The 13902-nt window shown below is 47.6% G+C and carries 11 protein-coding genes and 1 pseudogene; 9 read left to right on the forward strand and 3 right to left on the reverse strand.

Annotation, left to right across the window (positions count from 1 at the left end; translation table 11 throughout):
- Nucleotides 1-26 precede the first annotated feature (26 nt).
- Entirely contained in the window at nucleotides 27-899 is an 873-nt protein-coding gene (locus tag BN1360_RS16455) for an AraC family transcriptional regulator (RefSeq protein WP_068780935.1), read from the reverse strand.
- 302 nt (nucleotides 900-1201) lie between these two features.
- Between BN1360_RS16455 and BN1360_RS16460 the strand changes: the two genes are divergently transcribed.
- The 4 genes from BN1360_RS16460 to BN1360_RS16475 all read left to right on the forward strand — a co-directional run bounded on the left by BN1360_RS16460 (nucleotide 1202) and on the right by BN1360_RS16475 (nucleotide 7094).
- Nucleotides 1202-3358 carry a glycoside hydrolase family 3 C-terminal domain-containing protein gene (locus BN1360_RS16460; RefSeq protein WP_068780936.1) on the forward strand — a complete coding sequence of 719 codons (2157 nt, stop codon included), beginning with the start codon at nucleotides 1202-1204 and terminating at the stop codon, nucleotides 3356-3358.
- A 64-nt stretch (nucleotides 3359-3422) separates the two neighbouring features.
- Entirely contained in the window at nucleotides 3423-4391 is a 969-nt protein-coding gene (locus BN1360_RS16465) for an ABC transporter permease (protein ID WP_068780937.1), read from the forward strand.
- 15 nt (nucleotides 4392-4406) lie between these two features.
- The gene (locus BN1360_RS16470) at nucleotides 4407-5279 is read left to right on the forward strand and encodes a carbohydrate ABC transporter permease (RefSeq protein ID WP_068780938.1); all 873 of its coding nucleotides are present in this window, start codon (nucleotides 4407-4409) and stop codon (nucleotides 5277-5279) included.
- Nucleotides 5280-5411: 132 nt separating this feature from the next.
- Nucleotides 5412-7094, forward strand: coding sequence for an ABC transporter substrate-binding protein (locus tag BN1360_RS16475; RefSeq protein WP_068780939.1), 1683 nt, complete (start codon nucleotides 5412-5414; stop codon nucleotides 7092-7094).
- Between the two features lie 101 nt (nucleotides 7095-7195).
- Here the strand turns inward: BN1360_RS16475 and BN1360_RS16480 are convergent, their stop codons facing one another.
- Entirely contained in the window at nucleotides 7196-8083 is an 888-nt protein-coding gene (locus BN1360_RS16480) for a fructose bisphosphate aldolase (RefSeq protein ID WP_068780940.1), read from the reverse strand.
- A 102-nt stretch (nucleotides 8084-8185) separates the two neighbouring features.
- On the reverse strand, nucleotides 8186-8782 hold the full coding sequence (locus BN1360_RS16485; protein ID WP_068780941.1) for a YjgB family protein: 597 nt from the start codon (nucleotides 8780-8782) through the stop codon (nucleotides 8186-8188).
- Nucleotides 8783-9369: 587 nt separating this feature from the next.
- Between BN1360_RS16485 and BN1360_RS16490 the strand changes: the two genes are divergently transcribed.
- The 5 genes and pseudogenes from BN1360_RS16490 to BN1360_RS16510 all read left to right on the forward strand — a co-directional run.
- Nucleotides 9370-11490 carry a BglG family transcription antiterminator gene (locus BN1360_RS16490; protein WP_267490899.1) on the forward strand — a complete coding sequence of 707 codons (2121 nt, stop codon included), beginning with the start codon at nucleotides 9370-9372 and terminating at the stop codon, nucleotides 11488-11490.
- A gap of 25 nt (nucleotides 11491-11515) precedes the next feature.
- Complete coding sequence (locus BN1360_RS16495; protein ID WP_068780943.1) at nucleotides 11516-11959, forward strand: PTS sugar transporter subunit IIA; 444 nt, start codon at nucleotides 11516-11518, stop codon at nucleotides 11957-11959.
- Nucleotides 11956-12219 carry a PTS sugar transporter subunit IIB gene (locus BN1360_RS16500; protein ID WP_068780944.1) on the forward strand — a complete coding sequence of 88 codons (264 nt, stop codon included), beginning with the start codon at nucleotides 11956-11958 and terminating at the stop codon, nucleotides 12217-12219. The genes BN1360_RS16495 and BN1360_RS16500 overlap by 4 nt, the downstream gene beginning before the upstream one ends.
- A 25-nt stretch (nucleotides 12220-12244) precedes the next feature.
- Nucleotides 12245-13540 carry a PTS ascorbate transporter subunit IIC gene (locus tag BN1360_RS16505; protein WP_068780945.1) on the forward strand — a complete coding sequence of 432 codons (1296 nt, stop codon included), beginning with the start codon at nucleotides 12245-12247 and terminating at the stop codon, nucleotides 13538-13540.
- Between the two features lie 160 nt (nucleotides 13541-13700).
- Nucleotides 13701-13902, forward strand: a pseudogene (locus BN1360_RS16510) (phosphotriesterase family protein); the annotation flags it as partial.

Here is a 13902-nt window from a genome sequence, read left to right on the forward strand (position 1 = left end):
TTTATCCAGTGTATTTTAGGCATCTATTACCGCGGCGGATGGTTGCCTTGGAGGCATTTGTACTCAGTGGGAGTACACTTCTTATATTTTTTGAACACCCGATTAAAAGTGGGCAGACTTCCGAAGCCTGAGCTCATAGCGATCTCCATCACGGATAAATTAGGGTCAATCAGCAGTTTTTCCGCATGCATGATTCGATGCTGGTTGAGATAGTCGTAATAAGACATTCCTATAAATTGCTTAAACAAGCGCATGAAGTGAAATTTACTGAAGCCAGCCAGCTTCGAAAGATCCTCGACCTGAATATCCTCAGTACAATGCTCGTTCATATAATTGCAAACCTGCAGAAGTTTATCGATATATTTGTGCTGCTTCTGGCTGCTGCTGTTCAAAAGGCGATGTTCCTGGTTCATGAAGTTTCGTCCAAGCACTACAAAGAGCTGAATTAACAGAGAATAAGCAGAGGCTTCCTTCAGTACCGAGCTGCTGAAATATTCATCGATTAATTGTTCCAGAAGCGGTCTCAAAACGCCATGCAGCTCTTCATTCTCACTGGAAGTAACGATTAGGCAAGGGCGAAGCAAATGGAATGTCGAGTCAAATCCGGCCAAGTTATACAGCAGGGACCAGTCGAATTGAAGAATGATCCGTTTGCCCGATTTTGGAGCAAAAAGTTCATGCAGCTCCCCCGAAGGGATGACGAGGATATCATTGGGATGAAGCACATACTTCGTACCGTTGATAGCGGCCGTATAAACATTTTCGAGCGGCATAATAATTTCCGCAGCCGTGTGCCAATGGATTGGATAATCCTCAGCCTCCTGGTTCAAATAAATACGTATTCCAAAATGTTCGCGATATGAGACGGTTTCTTTGGCTCCGTTCAGAAACTCAATCATTAGCATTCCATCCTTTACTTTGGTCAGATAATTGACAAACCTAATCCAATCAAAGAGACCCCACCAACAATTGCTTAAGTGAACTTAGCACAAATTTAGCAATATTTGAGAAGTCGAGAGCTAAATTCACGAAGAACCACAAACATAAAGTCGTTATAATATAGCCTATGAAACCGCATACATTTAAATCTAAAATGAATTAAAGCACCAAAATGACTGTTTAGCAAGCAAATCATAACATGCAAATATTGTTTTTTCCAATTATTTTGATTACTTTAAAAAACGGGAAAAGATGGTGTGCTATGACAGAAATGGTTAATAACAGCGATAAAATTTTAAAGTTTAAGAAACGAGCCGAGGACTTGGTCGCGCAAATGACCCTTGATGAGAAAGTGCATCAAATGCTGCATGCCGCACCGGCGATCAAGCGCTTAAATGTGAAGGCCTATAACTGGTGGAATGAAGCGCTTCATGGGGTTGCGAGGGCAGGGGTTGCAACGGTTTTTCCACAGGCAATTGGGCTTGCAGCTACTTTTGATGAGGAGCTTCTGGAAGAGGTCGCAGATAAGATCGCAACGGAAGCTCGAGCGAAGTACAATATGCAGCAGGAATTTGAGGATACGGATATTTATAAAGGACTGACCTTCTGGGCGCCAAACGTGAATATTTTCCGTGATCCGCGTTGGGGGAGAGGGCATGAAACCTATGGAGAGGACCCATATCTATCCTCAAGATTAGGAGTCCGTTTTATACAAGGCCTGCAGGGCCATGATGAGAATTATTTAAAGGTTGCTGCCTGCGCGAAGCATTTTGCCGTCCACTCGGGACCTGAGGATTTGCGCCATCAATTCAATGCCGTGGTCTCCACTCAGGATCTATATGAAACCTATTTGCCGGCGTTCCAGGCCTGCGTTGAAGAAGCAAAGGTAGAGGCCGTGATGGGCGCATACAATCGGACCAACGGTGAACCATGCTGCGGCAGCGAGCTGCTGCTTGAGCAAATCTTGAGAGGCCAATGGCAATTTGATGGTCATGTCGTGTCGGATTGTTGGGCGATCCGGGATTTCCACGAGCATCATCAAGTTACTGCTAACGCGATTGAATCAGTTGCACTGGCGGTAAATCGAGGCTGTGATCTGAATTGCGGAAGTCTATTCGTATTCCTTCTCGATGCGGTCAAGCAAGGACTTGTAAACGAAGCCCAAATCGACCAAGCGGTTATCCGCCTCTTCACGACAAGGATGAAGCTGGGGATGTTCGATGAACAGGAGATAGTTCCGTTTGCGTCGATAAAATACACTGAAGTGGATTCAGCGGAGATGCAGCAATTAAACCGCAAAGCGGCGAGGGAATCGCTGGTGCTGCTGAAAAATGAGAATGGGCTGCTGCCCTTAGATAAATCGAAGCTGACTACGATCGGGGTTATCGGTCCAAATGCAAATAATCGGCGAGCGCTCGAAGGCAATTACGAAGGAACAGCATCTCGATATATCACAATTCTTGAAGGTATACAGGATTATGTAGGGGATAGTGCCCGTGTGTTATATTCCGAGGGTTGTCATTTACATCATGAAAAAATAAGTGGTCTGGGGCTAAAGAATGACCGGAACGCCGAAGTGAAGGGGGTTTGCAAGGAAAGCGACGTCGTTATCGTCTGCTTGGGACTGGATGCCGGATTGGAAGGCGAGGAGGGCGATACTGGTAACCAGTATGCCAGTGGGGACAAGAGGGATTTGAACTTGCCTGGACTTCAGGAACAGGTACTGCGAACGGCCTATGAGAGCGGCAAACCGGTCGTTCTGGTTGTATTATCCGGCAGCGCCCTCGCCATCCCATGGGCTGATGAATATGTGCCAGCTATTCTTCAGGGCTGGTATCCGGGTGCACAGGGGGGCCGCGCGATAGCCGAAGCGATCTTCGGGGAGTTCTCGCCAGAAGGGAAGCTGCCGATTACATTCTACAGGACGACAGAGGAATTGCCGGAATTTACGGATTATTCGATGAAAAATCGGACCTACCGCTACATGGAGCAAGAAGCGTTGTATCCTTTCGGATACGGACTGTCCTATACAGATTTCACCATTTTAAATACGAAAATGGATCAAGAAAGGATTAAGGAAGAAGGTGTGTCGATAACGACTACGATCAAGAATGAAGGTAGTATGGCGAGTGGTGAAGTACTGCAAGTATATGTCAAGGCGGAGCGGGAAGAAACGCCGAATGCTCAGCTCAAAGCGTTCCGCAAAGTTCACCTGCAGCCGCAGGAGAGTATGGAATTAACACTTCACCTGCCCGTTGAGGCCTTTGCTCTGTACGATGAGGAGGGCAGAAGAAGAGTGCGGCCCGGATCATATGCCGTATATGTAGGCAGCTCTGGTCCGGATAGTAGAAGCTGTGCGCTTACAGGGAAGCAACCGGCGGAATTCAAGCTGACCTCAGAGCTGAATATAGAAGTTTAAGAGCAAGACAGAACTTCAATCTGGGTGATAGAACCGACAATATGCATGAAGGAAAGGTGATGGTATGGCATTCCGTAACAATGAAACAGGAATAGAGCCACTACGGAAGCACGTCAATAAGACAGTGGATTTAGAACCGTTATGGAAGCATGTTAGAAAGGAATGGAAGCTGTATTCATTTCTGGTGATCCCGGTCATCTACTTTCTTATTTTCAAGTATCTCCCGATGTTCGGCAATATTATTGCTTTTCGAAAGTACAGGGGGGGACCTAATCTGTTCGGAACAGAATGGGTCGGATTTACTTATTTCAAAATGTTCTTTAAGGATCCATCTTTTTGGAGAGCGATCAAGAACGATCTGGTGCTTAGTACATCCTATTTGATCTTCAAGTTTCCATTAACGCTTGGATTTGCCTTGCTGCTTAATGAAATCGTCAAGCTGAGGCTGAAAAAATTCGTTCAGACCGTGTCTTATTTGCCACACTTCATTTCCATGGTTATTGTCGCAGGTATGATCAAGGAAATGGTCTCGATGTCCGGACCGATTAACGCCATTCTGGCTAATTTCGGTTTTGAGAAAATTCCTTTCATTTCTTTGCCGCAGTGGTTCCCGACAATATATGTCACCTCGGGCCTGTGGCAAGGACTTGGCTGGGGAACAATCTTGTATTTGGCCGCGATGACTGGAATAAACACAGAGCTGTATGAAGCGGCCAAAATAGATGGCGCAAGCCGTTTCCGGCTAGCCTGGCATGTTACGATCCCCGGAATTCTGCCAACGATTATGACGTTATTAATTTTGGATATTGGCGGCATCTTAGGCTCGAATTTCGAGAAAATTGTGCTCTTGTACAATCCTTTAATTTATGAAACAGCTGATGTTGTCTCCACATATGTCTATCGGCTCGGGATTAAGGGCGGTAACTTTAGTTACGCTACCGCAGTCGGGTTATTCGAAGGCATCCTTGGTTTGATCTTGGTCACAACAGCGAACCAAATATCCAAGAAGACGACAAAATCAAGCTTGTGGTAGAAGGAGGCGGACGACTTGAAGCTATCATTTTCCTATCGCGCGTTTCAAATTTTTAATGCCATTGTTATGACTCTGGTCGTATTTATGACCTTATATCCTTTTGTTTATTTGGTTGCCCAGTCCTTCAGTTCGGAAGCAGCCGTATACGCAGGCAAGGTAAGCTTCTATCCGGTAGACTTCACCTCTCAAACCTATCAGGTTATTTTGAGCAAGCCGGATTTTTTCCGTTATTACGGCAATACCATTGTGTACTCCGTAGTAGGGACGGTGATTTCAGTAGCTGCCACGGCAGTTATGGCCTACCCGCTGTCGAAGGATCGGTTGAGAATGAATAAATTTTTCATCCCTTTCGTCATCTTTACCATGTACTTTGGCGGAGGGTTGATTCCCAATTATATTTTGATCGCAAAGACGTTGGCAATGCGGGATACCATCTGGGCGATCGTCATTCCGGGAGCGATTAGCGCCTTTAACGTGATTCTGATGAAGACCTTTTTTGCCAGCCTTCCCAATGAAGTGGAGGAAGCAGCCAAGGTGGACGGACTTGATGTATTTGGTATATTCCTGAAAATTACGCTTCCGCTATCCAAACCGATCCTGGCAACGATTATGTTATTCGTCGTCGTAGGGTTATGGAACAGCTGGTTCGGACCTTCCCTCTATTTGCAGACGAAGGATAAATGGCCTGTAGCTTTATATTTGCGCCAGCTCATTGAGAATGCAATCAGTCCAACGGAAGTCGGAGCGACCGCCGAACAGCAAAATCAGATAGCCGCGACGGTAAAGTCTGCCGCGATGGTTCTGACCTCATTGCCGATCATTTGCGTGTATCCTTTCGTGCAGAAATACTTCGTACAAGGGATGATGATCGGTTCTGTAAAAGGGTAAGCGGTTTATGTTCGGAAATTCTGCACACGTGAAACCTCGCGTTGCAGTAATCTCCGTAATATAAAGGGAGCCTTAACTTAGCCAGAAAAATAAAGCCGGGTTAAGCTTCAAAAATAATGAAGGAGGAAGGCTATGAAAAAGTTTAACAGAGCAATAGGGGTTCTTATGGTGATAGTCTTGGCGTTCAGCTTGGCCGCTTGCGGTGGGGGCAAAAACGAAGGGGCATCCAATACGCCGCCGGCTACAGACACACCAAACAATTCAGCTGACAATAAAGGTACAGAAGCAACGCTGGATTACCAATTTGGGGAGGATCAAACCTTCCATTCCGACGAACCCGTCACCTATTCCATGATGTATAGCGACCACGAGAACTATCCTTACCAAAAGGACTGGAGACTCTGGAGTTCAATTAAGGAAAAAACGAATGTTAGCTTTGATTTGTCGCTTACAGCCAGAACAGAATATGATAACCAAAAGGCACTGATTATCAACAGTGGCGATGCTCCTTATATCATTCCTAAAACTTATGATGAGACTCCATTTGTTGCTGGCGGACAAATTGTACCTATTAGCGATTATGTACAATATATGCCGAACTATATGAAGGCTGTAAAAGACTGGGGACTTGAAGCGGATTTAAAATCCAAACTGCAGGCAGACGGTAAATATTATGTTCTTCCTGGCATGTGGGAAGGAGCGGGTAGCGGATATTCCTACGCTATTCGGAAAGACGTCTTTGAAGCGGCGGGCGTTGATGTAGCAGCTCAGGAAGGGAACTGGACCTATGAGGATTTCTATGAAGCTCTGAAGAAAGTAAAAGAGTATACCGGGGCCAAATATGTATTCTCCGATGCATTCAAAGGCGATTCTAGCCTGAATATTGCTGCTGTAGAATACGGGGTAACAGCTGGCTGGGGTAAAGCCAACGGCCTGAAATTTGACGAGGACAAGAAGGAATTTTACTTCGCGGATGCCTCGGAGGATTACAAAGCATTTGTAACGTATTTCAATAAGCTGATCAAGGAAGGGCTGATGGATCCTGAGTCCTTTACACAAGAAGATGATCAAGCTCAAGCCAAGTTCTTCAAAGGCGATAGCTATGTGATTAATGCCAATTACCAATTAATGGTCGATTATCAAGCCAAAATGCAGGACCCGAACGCTGAGTTGTATATGATTGTTCAGCCGGGTGGACCGAAAGGCCTGCTGCAGGTTGAAAACTCCCGCTTGGAGAACGGTATTATGATCTCACAAAATGCGCTTAATGATTTGGGCGAAGAAAAGTTTATCAAGATGCTGCGCTTTGTCGATTGGCTCTGGTATTCTGATGAAGGACAGACGCTCAGCTTATGGGGTGTTGAAGGGGAAACCTATACTAAGGATGCGGACGGTACTATCGTACTGAATCCGGATATTACTTATAATGGAATAAATCCTACCGCTCCCAAGAAGTTGAATGTTGACTTTGGCTTTGGTGGAGGCGTATTTGCTTATGGCGGTTCTAACGACCTGAGATGGTCGAAGTTCACAGACGGAGAAAAGGATTACTATAACCGTATCTTTAAATACCGTCAGCCGCGTCCGATCCAGCCGCCGATCATGGCAACGGCTGACCAGAGCGAGCAAATGAATATGATCTCGACTCCGCTGATGGATTATATCAGTACAATGACCCTGAAGTTTATTACGGGTCAAGAGCCTCTAACGAACTGGGATAATTTCGTATCCACTACGGAAGCCAATGGAAGTACGAATTACACCCAAATGGCTAATGAGGTTTTCAATAATACGAAGAGTATCCTGGGTTACTAATAATTAACCGAATATCATCTAAAGATGAAAGGCCGGGTATGCCTCTAGAGGTATATCCGGCCTTTGTGATTGAGTCTATAAGAAAATGATTGATAGGGTATTTATTGAATAGAAGCTTCGTAAATGTCCTGAACCGATTTGGCAAGCATCGCATTAAATTCCTCATCGCTCTGCTGTGCAGTTAATCCCTGGGACAGAGCGCGAGAGAAGCTGGCAATCAGTCCATGGTTATGGGCCAGTTTGTCGTTAGCCTCGGCTTGGGAATAGCCGCCGGACAAGGCGACGACTCTTACGACATGCGGATCAGACATCAAGTCGCTGTAGAAATTATTTTGCGTTGGAATGGAGAGCTTCAGCATAATTCTGTCATCTGGATCAAGCTTGGATAATTGAGTCAAAATCTCATCCTTCAATAGCTGTTCAGACACTTCCTTATCCTTGCTATGGATATCCACTTCCGGTTCGATAATCGGTACTAATCCGGCCTTAATGATCTGCTTGCCGACGGCGAATTGTTGCTCAACGACCTTCTTGATTCCGCCCGGATTGGCTTCATGAATTACAGAGCGCATCTTCGTCCCGAAGATATTGCGTTGAACCGCCCGCTTCAGCAGCTCGTCCAGCTCAGGCATCGGCTTCATCAACTGAACACCGTTCTCTTGCTCAGCCAGTCCTTTATCAATCTTCAGAAAAGGTACAATACCTTTCTTTTCCCAAAGATAGTCAGCCGTGTGCATCCCGTCTATCGTACGATCCATCGTATTCTCGAACAGAATAGCACCCAGAATATGCTCTGAGTTGAAGGCCGGGCTCTTAATAATCCGCGTTCTCATCTCATGAACCAATACGTACATTTCTTCCTCATTGGAATAGCTGTCTTCCTGAACTCCGTACTGCAGAAGAGCCTTGGGCGTGCTGCCGCCGCTCTGATCCAAGGCTGCAATGAAGCCTTTCCCGGAATGAACTCTCTCAAATTGTTGGGTATTCATAAATACCTCTCCTTTCCCGGTAGTGAAATTTGGAAGTTATCTTAAACGCCTATATTATAGCACTTATTCAGGGTCAAAATACATTTTGCCCATAGGCATCACTTATTTGGCCAATAGATTGATGTGATCCAGATCATTGCTGCTGTTAAAAATAAATTCCAATTTATATTCGCCACGAATATAAGTAAGCTTCGTTTGCTTTAGCTTGCCGTTCTTGATGGTCGTTGTGGAATTAGGAGCAAACCAATTCTTTTTCAGCATGCTCATAGTAATTCCACCGATATTTGTTTGCCGCTCTACATTGGTGCCAAAATAACGGATTTCGCGGATTTTATCGGATTTATAGGAGAAGGCGTAGCCGGGATGTCCCATTTCTGCATTGTAAATGTCATAGCCGCTGGCATTTTTGCGCGCTTCCGAAGGCTCGCCAATCGCTTTAATAACCTCTTTCCGCGTCGTTTTTCCCACCGTCAGATTGCTTACAGATCCGGGGAACTGGCCTTTCAAGGCAGGTTTATAGAAGCTGTTCAATGTTTTGAGGGCTTGTGCAGCATCTTCGCTATTCTGACTTGCCGCCGCTGCGGCTTGTGCCACATGTGCTGGAGGAACTAGGCCACTTACCATTGTTGTACCTATGCCGATAACACCTGCGATCGCGATAGAGGCCCATGCTTTTTTGGCTGAAACATTCAAGTTCATTGTAGATCCACTCCTTTAGCCATGTAAGATACATGTATTTTTATGTCAATTCATAGTCTACATCATAGTCACATTGGCAAGCAATTGGGTTACTTTTCTCTAAAATTGAAATGTCATTTTTGACATATGAGCCTTAAAGTGGCTTCTTATGGTTCCGCATTTTCAATCTGACAGATATTGTACGCCGGCGGCTTTTTTTGCTGTCGGATAAGTGAATAACCGAATGCTGCCGTGATTGCCCCCACGATATGCCACCGCGATATGCCATGTGCAGGATTGGATATCCACAGACGTACATCGCACATTTCTCCTTGTGCGCGCAATGGGTGTACGGCGCAGGCTTAGATGGCTGTCGACCTGATCATTCGAAGGAGTGCTGTCTTCGATCGCAGCTCAACATTCCTAGGGATGGCAGTAAAGAATCCAGCCAAGGCCAAGAGTGCTGTTACCGGGGAGTATTAAACACTTGCGTCCACTTTTGCACAAAAGGCTCTCCATCAATTGAACTGTCCTTCCTTTATAGCCTCTAGGTATAATCAAGTTGCAATAAGCACGACACTAAACGGCAAAGGAGTTGATGCCGTATTCTGGATGAACGCAGCACCAAGATTTTGACACTGCTTCATGAGGCTGCCGATTATGTATCGCTGGAGGAACTGATGCAGAAGCTCGGTATTTCCAGGCGAACCGTTTACTATGATATGGAAAAAATAAACGATTGGTTAAAAGCGGTTCATCTTCCACCTGTCAAATATGTCAGGACGGCAGGCTACTATTTGCCTGATGAAAGTCGGGCCGATCTTCTGCAGCTGACGGCTAAACCCCAAGCCCAGCAGTACTATTTGTCCCCGCGAGAAAGGCTGGCCTGGACATCGCTTTATCTGTTGGCTGCAGAGGGACCGATTTTCGTTCATCATCTGACCGAATTGTTGCAGGTGAGCCGAGGAACCGCACTAAAGGATCTGAATAAGGTCCGATCGGAGATGCAGGCGGCGAAACTTGAGGTAACCTATGACCGCAAGCAGGGGTATGGCATTCACGGGGCAGAGCGGGACAAGCGGAAGAGCTTGAGTTATCATTTTGGGCAAATGTTCGATAACGCGGACTGGGAGCAGTCGTTTAGCCTGAACCAGCAATCAGGGAGCCCCGATCTTATCCCAATCCTGTTTCCGCCGATGAGAGCCGGAGACCTGAAGCGGGTCTATCTCTTGATCTCCGATAGCGAGACGACGCTCGGAGCCGATTTGACGGACGAGATGCTGCAGCATTTGACAGCACGCTTCCTGTTGTATATCCGGCGGATTCAGGCCCGGCAGTTGATTTCGATAGACGAGGATGAACGAAGCGTGCTTCGGAGGACGCCTGAGTATGAAGCTGCTGTCCATATGGCAGAAGCGCTCGGCCCAATGTTCGGTGTATCGATTCCGGATGAGGAAGTCTGCTACTTTACGATGCATCTGCTCGGAGCAAGGGTCAATCGGATGGACCAGTTGACCGGTTCCGAAGAAGTGCTGAAGCAGCTTCGTAACGCAACCAGGCAGATGACGGATGATTTCCAACGGTATGCCTGCGTGTTTTTGCCGAATCGGGAAGTGATGGAGGAGCATCTGCTTGTTCATTTGAAACCGGCTTATTATCGGATCTTGTACGGGCTTGGTCTGGAGAATCCGCTGCTTCAAAATATTCTGTCCAAGTACAGAGAAGTATTCGAGCTGACCCGCCGATCGGCGGCACCGTTTGAGCAGCTGGTGGGACGCAAGCTTGACGATAACGAAATCGGCTACCTCGCCATGCATTTCGGCGGCTGGCTGCGCAGAGAGAATACGAAGCCGGCCGTAAGGCGGCAAGCAGCCATCGTCTGCGTTAACGGGATTTCCGCCTCGCGGATGCTGGAATCGCAATTGGAGAACCTGTTCTCATCTGTGGATATCACGGCAGTTATGTCGCTGCGACAATTCGAATCGTTCTCCGAGGAAGATGTGGATTTTATTTTCTCAACGGTACCACTGCCGGACAGCAAAGTGCCGGTTCTCTTGGTGAATCCGATTCTTAGCGATAAGGATAAGGAGCATCTGCTGAACCGGATCAACATGGTTTCCGGCCGTAAATCCAGGACTCAGGTTCACACGGTACAAGCGCTGTTGGACATTGTCCATAAATACGCGGCTGTGAAGGATGAATCGGGGCTTGCAGAGGAGTTAGGCCACTACTTGTCCGCAGGGAAAACATGGCTTAGCGAAGCGCGCAAACCCGCTCTGTCAGACCTGCTCACAGAGCGGATGATCACTTTGAGACAAGAAACGAAGGACTGGCGAAGCGCCATACGTGAAGCCTCTGATCCGCTGCTGAAAGACGGGTACATCGATGAAAATTACATCGATGCAATGGTCTCTAAGGTGGAGGCATTGGGTCCCTACATCGTCATTGCACCAGGCATCGCGATTGCGCATGGAAAGCCGCAGGATGGGGTCAAACGGCTGGGCATCAGCCTGCTGCGGCTGGAACGCCCCGTCGCATTCTCGGAGGAAGCCCGCCACCAGGTCCGGGTCGTCCTGGTACTGGCAGCGATTGATGGCGAATCCCACCTGAAAGCCCTGGCGGAGCTGACGGGCCTGCTCAGAGTAGAGAAAAATTTGATCCGATTGCAAGAGGCCAAGACCACAGAACAGATACTGAAACAAATACAAACCGGTCATAGCACCAATTAGAATACCGGATTCGGGAGAGATGAGAATGAAATTTTTGGAACCGTCACTCATTGCCTTGGATGTTGAGGCCGAAACGGCCGAGGAAGCGATCCGCTTGGCAGGCGGGCTGCTGGCAAAAGCGGGAGCAGCGGAAGAACGTTATGCTGACGCCATGGTGGAATCTTACCGTGACAAAGGCCCGTACTTTGTGCTTGCGCCACATATTGCGCTTCCGCATGCCCGCGCGGAGGACGGGGTGAAGGAAGCGTCGGTCTCGCTGCTTCGCTTGAGAAAGCCCGTTATTTTTGGCCATGCTGCCAACGATCCGGTACAGCTTATCTTTGCGCTCGGCGGCTCCTCAAGTTCGGAGCATATCGCCATGCTGCGCAAGCTGACCACTTTGCTTAGCAGTCCGGATAATGTTGAACAATTCAAGCTTGCAGCTGATGTGGAAACAATCCAACAACTCATTAGGAGGAGCGAATTATGAAAATTTTATGCGTGTGCGGTCTGGGTCAAGGAACGAGTTTGATTCTGAGAATGAATGTAGAGAATGTGCTGAGGGGCATGGGAATTCATGCTGATGTTGAGCATACGGACGTCTCAACAGCCTCGGGAACCGCTGCCGACTATATCCTGACAAGCAATGAATTGGCACAAGGGCTTCAAGGACATGCAGCCAAGATCCTTATTGTCAACAACTATTTCGATAATGACGAAATTAAACAGAAATTGGAAGAGTTGCAATAAACCATTTTAGAAGGGGAGAGGGCTTATGGACGTACTCTTTTGGATTGCCACCAACATTTTTGGAACGCCTGCCATTCTGCTCGGATTTATCGTTCTGATCGGGCTGCTGCTCCAGAAGAAATCAACGAGCCAACTTGTAAGCGGTACCTTTAAAGCGATTATCGGTTTCCTCATCATCGGGGCCGGTTCTGATGTCATCGTGAAAGCTTTGAACGTATTCGAGCCGATGTGGAAAGAAGTGTTCGGCTTGGAGAGCGGCACCCTGGGCACCTTCATCGGACAGGAAGCGTTCAATGCCAAATTCGGCAGCGCGGTCACGCTTGCGATGCTGATCGGCTTTTTGATCAATGTCTTGCTGGCACGCTTCACCCGGTTTAAATTCATTTATCTTACCGGGCACATGATGTTCTGGACGTCGACCATCTTTGCCGGGGTTGTCGTTCATGCTGCCAGCGGTATATCCATCTGGAAGCTGGTTCTGATGATCGCTGTTGTCCTTGGTGTGTACTGGACGTTCCAGCCGGCGCTTGTTCAGCCGTTCCTGCGTAAAATTACAGGCAACGATAGTATTGCGCTGGGTCACACCTCAGCCTCGGTTGCGCTGTTGGCAGCTTTGTTCGGCAAATGGTTTGGCAACAAAAACAACGATTCCGAGAAAATCAAAGTGCCGAAAGGCCTCGAGTTTCTTCGCGATTCCAACGTCATTACTGCGCTCAGCATGGGAGTTTTATTCCTCATCGGGGCCATTATTTTATCGATGAAGGGCACGCCGGCCGCTGCGGAGCTGATGCAACAATCCGGTGACCAGAACTTTATAATTTACTCCATCATCCAATCGTTCACTTTCGCAGGCGGAATCGCAATCGTTCTGATGGGAGTCCGGATGTTCGTAGGCGAACTGGTGCCAGCTTTTAACGGGATAGCTACCAAGCTAGTACCAGGTGCCAAACCGGCACTGGATGCGCCGGTTGTCTATCCTTATGCGCCAAATGCGGTTGTTCTCGGTTTCCTGGGAGCTTTTGCGGGTGCGATTATCTGGCTGCTGGTGCTTGGCAACACCGTTGCTTACATTTTTGTACCAACGATGATTGTATTATTCTTCCACGGAGCGACAGCAGGGGTATTCGGGAATTCGACAGGCGGTGTTCGCGGGGCCGTTATCGGCGGTTTCATCACTTCGACGATTGTTGCCTGGGGACAGTTCCTGATGGTCCGGTTCTTTATCGCCTCCACAGTGCCGGATACGGCCATGTGGGCCGCCGACTCCGATATGTTCATCATTGGGCCGATTCTGCATTTCCTGGCCAAACTGTTCTTTTGACCATCCTATTGCAAAATCCAATGGGAGGCCTATCGACTTGGTTGTCTGAAGATTACAGATACAGAGGAGCTGGAGGAATTGCAGCCGCAAGATCAACTATTGCTAAACGCGGTCAATTCCTTCGGTTGCTTGTCTAACAATGAGTGGAGGGAGAAACGATATGGGTTTTATCCGTACTTTACATGGAGATATCAGCAAAGAGGATCTGGGTTTTACGTATTCCCACGAGCATATCGTATGCCGCCCGGCGTATTGGCAGGAACGGGGAGTGGACGATTTACTGCTGGACGACAAAGCGAAATCCAAGCAGGACGTTCTTGATTTCAAGCAGCACGGCGGGGTGCGTACTAGTGGTCATGTTC

Source organism: Paenibacillus sp. GM2 (assembly GCF_900069005.2).
Classification (GTDB): Bacteria; Bacillota; Bacilli; order Paenibacillales; family Paenibacillaceae; genus Fontibacillus.

Bases quoted from the DNA above. Each gene is read 5' to 3' on its own strand.
- BN1360_RS16465 (WP_068780937.1), top strand. From the start codon at position 3,423: ATGGCATTCCGTAACAATGAAACAGGAATAGAGCCACTACGGAAGCAC.
- BN1360_RS16460 (WP_068780936.1), top strand. From the start codon at position 1,202: ATGACAGAAATGGTTAATAACAGCGATAAAATTTTAAAGTTTAAGAAA.
- BN1360_RS16495 (WP_068780943.1), top strand. From the start codon at position 11,516: ATGAAATTTTTGGAACCGTCACTCATTGCCTTGGATGTTGAGGCCGAA.
- BN1360_RS16455 (WP_068780935.1), bottom strand. From the start codon at position 899: ATGATTGAGTTTCTGAACGGAGCCAAAGAAACCGTCTCATATCGCGAA.
- BN1360_RS16480 (WP_068780940.1), bottom strand. From the start codon at position 8,083: ATGAATACCCAACAATTTGAGAGAGTTCATTCCGGGAAAGGCTTCATT.
- BN1360_RS16485 (WP_068780941.1), bottom strand. From the start codon at position 8,782: ATGAACTTGAATGTTTCAGCCAAAAAAGCATGGGCCTCTATCGCGATC.
- BN1360_RS16475 (WP_068780939.1), top strand. From the start codon at position 5,412: ATGAAAAAGTTTAACAGAGCAATAGGGGTTCTTATGGTGATAGTCTTG.
- BN1360_RS16500 (WP_068780944.1), top strand. From the start codon at position 11,956: ATGAAAATTTTATGCGTGTGCGGTCTGGGTCAAGGAACGAGTTTGATT.
- BN1360_RS16505 (WP_068780945.1), top strand. From the start codon at position 12,245: ATGGACGTACTCTTTTGGATTGCCACCAACATTTTTGGAACGCCTGCC.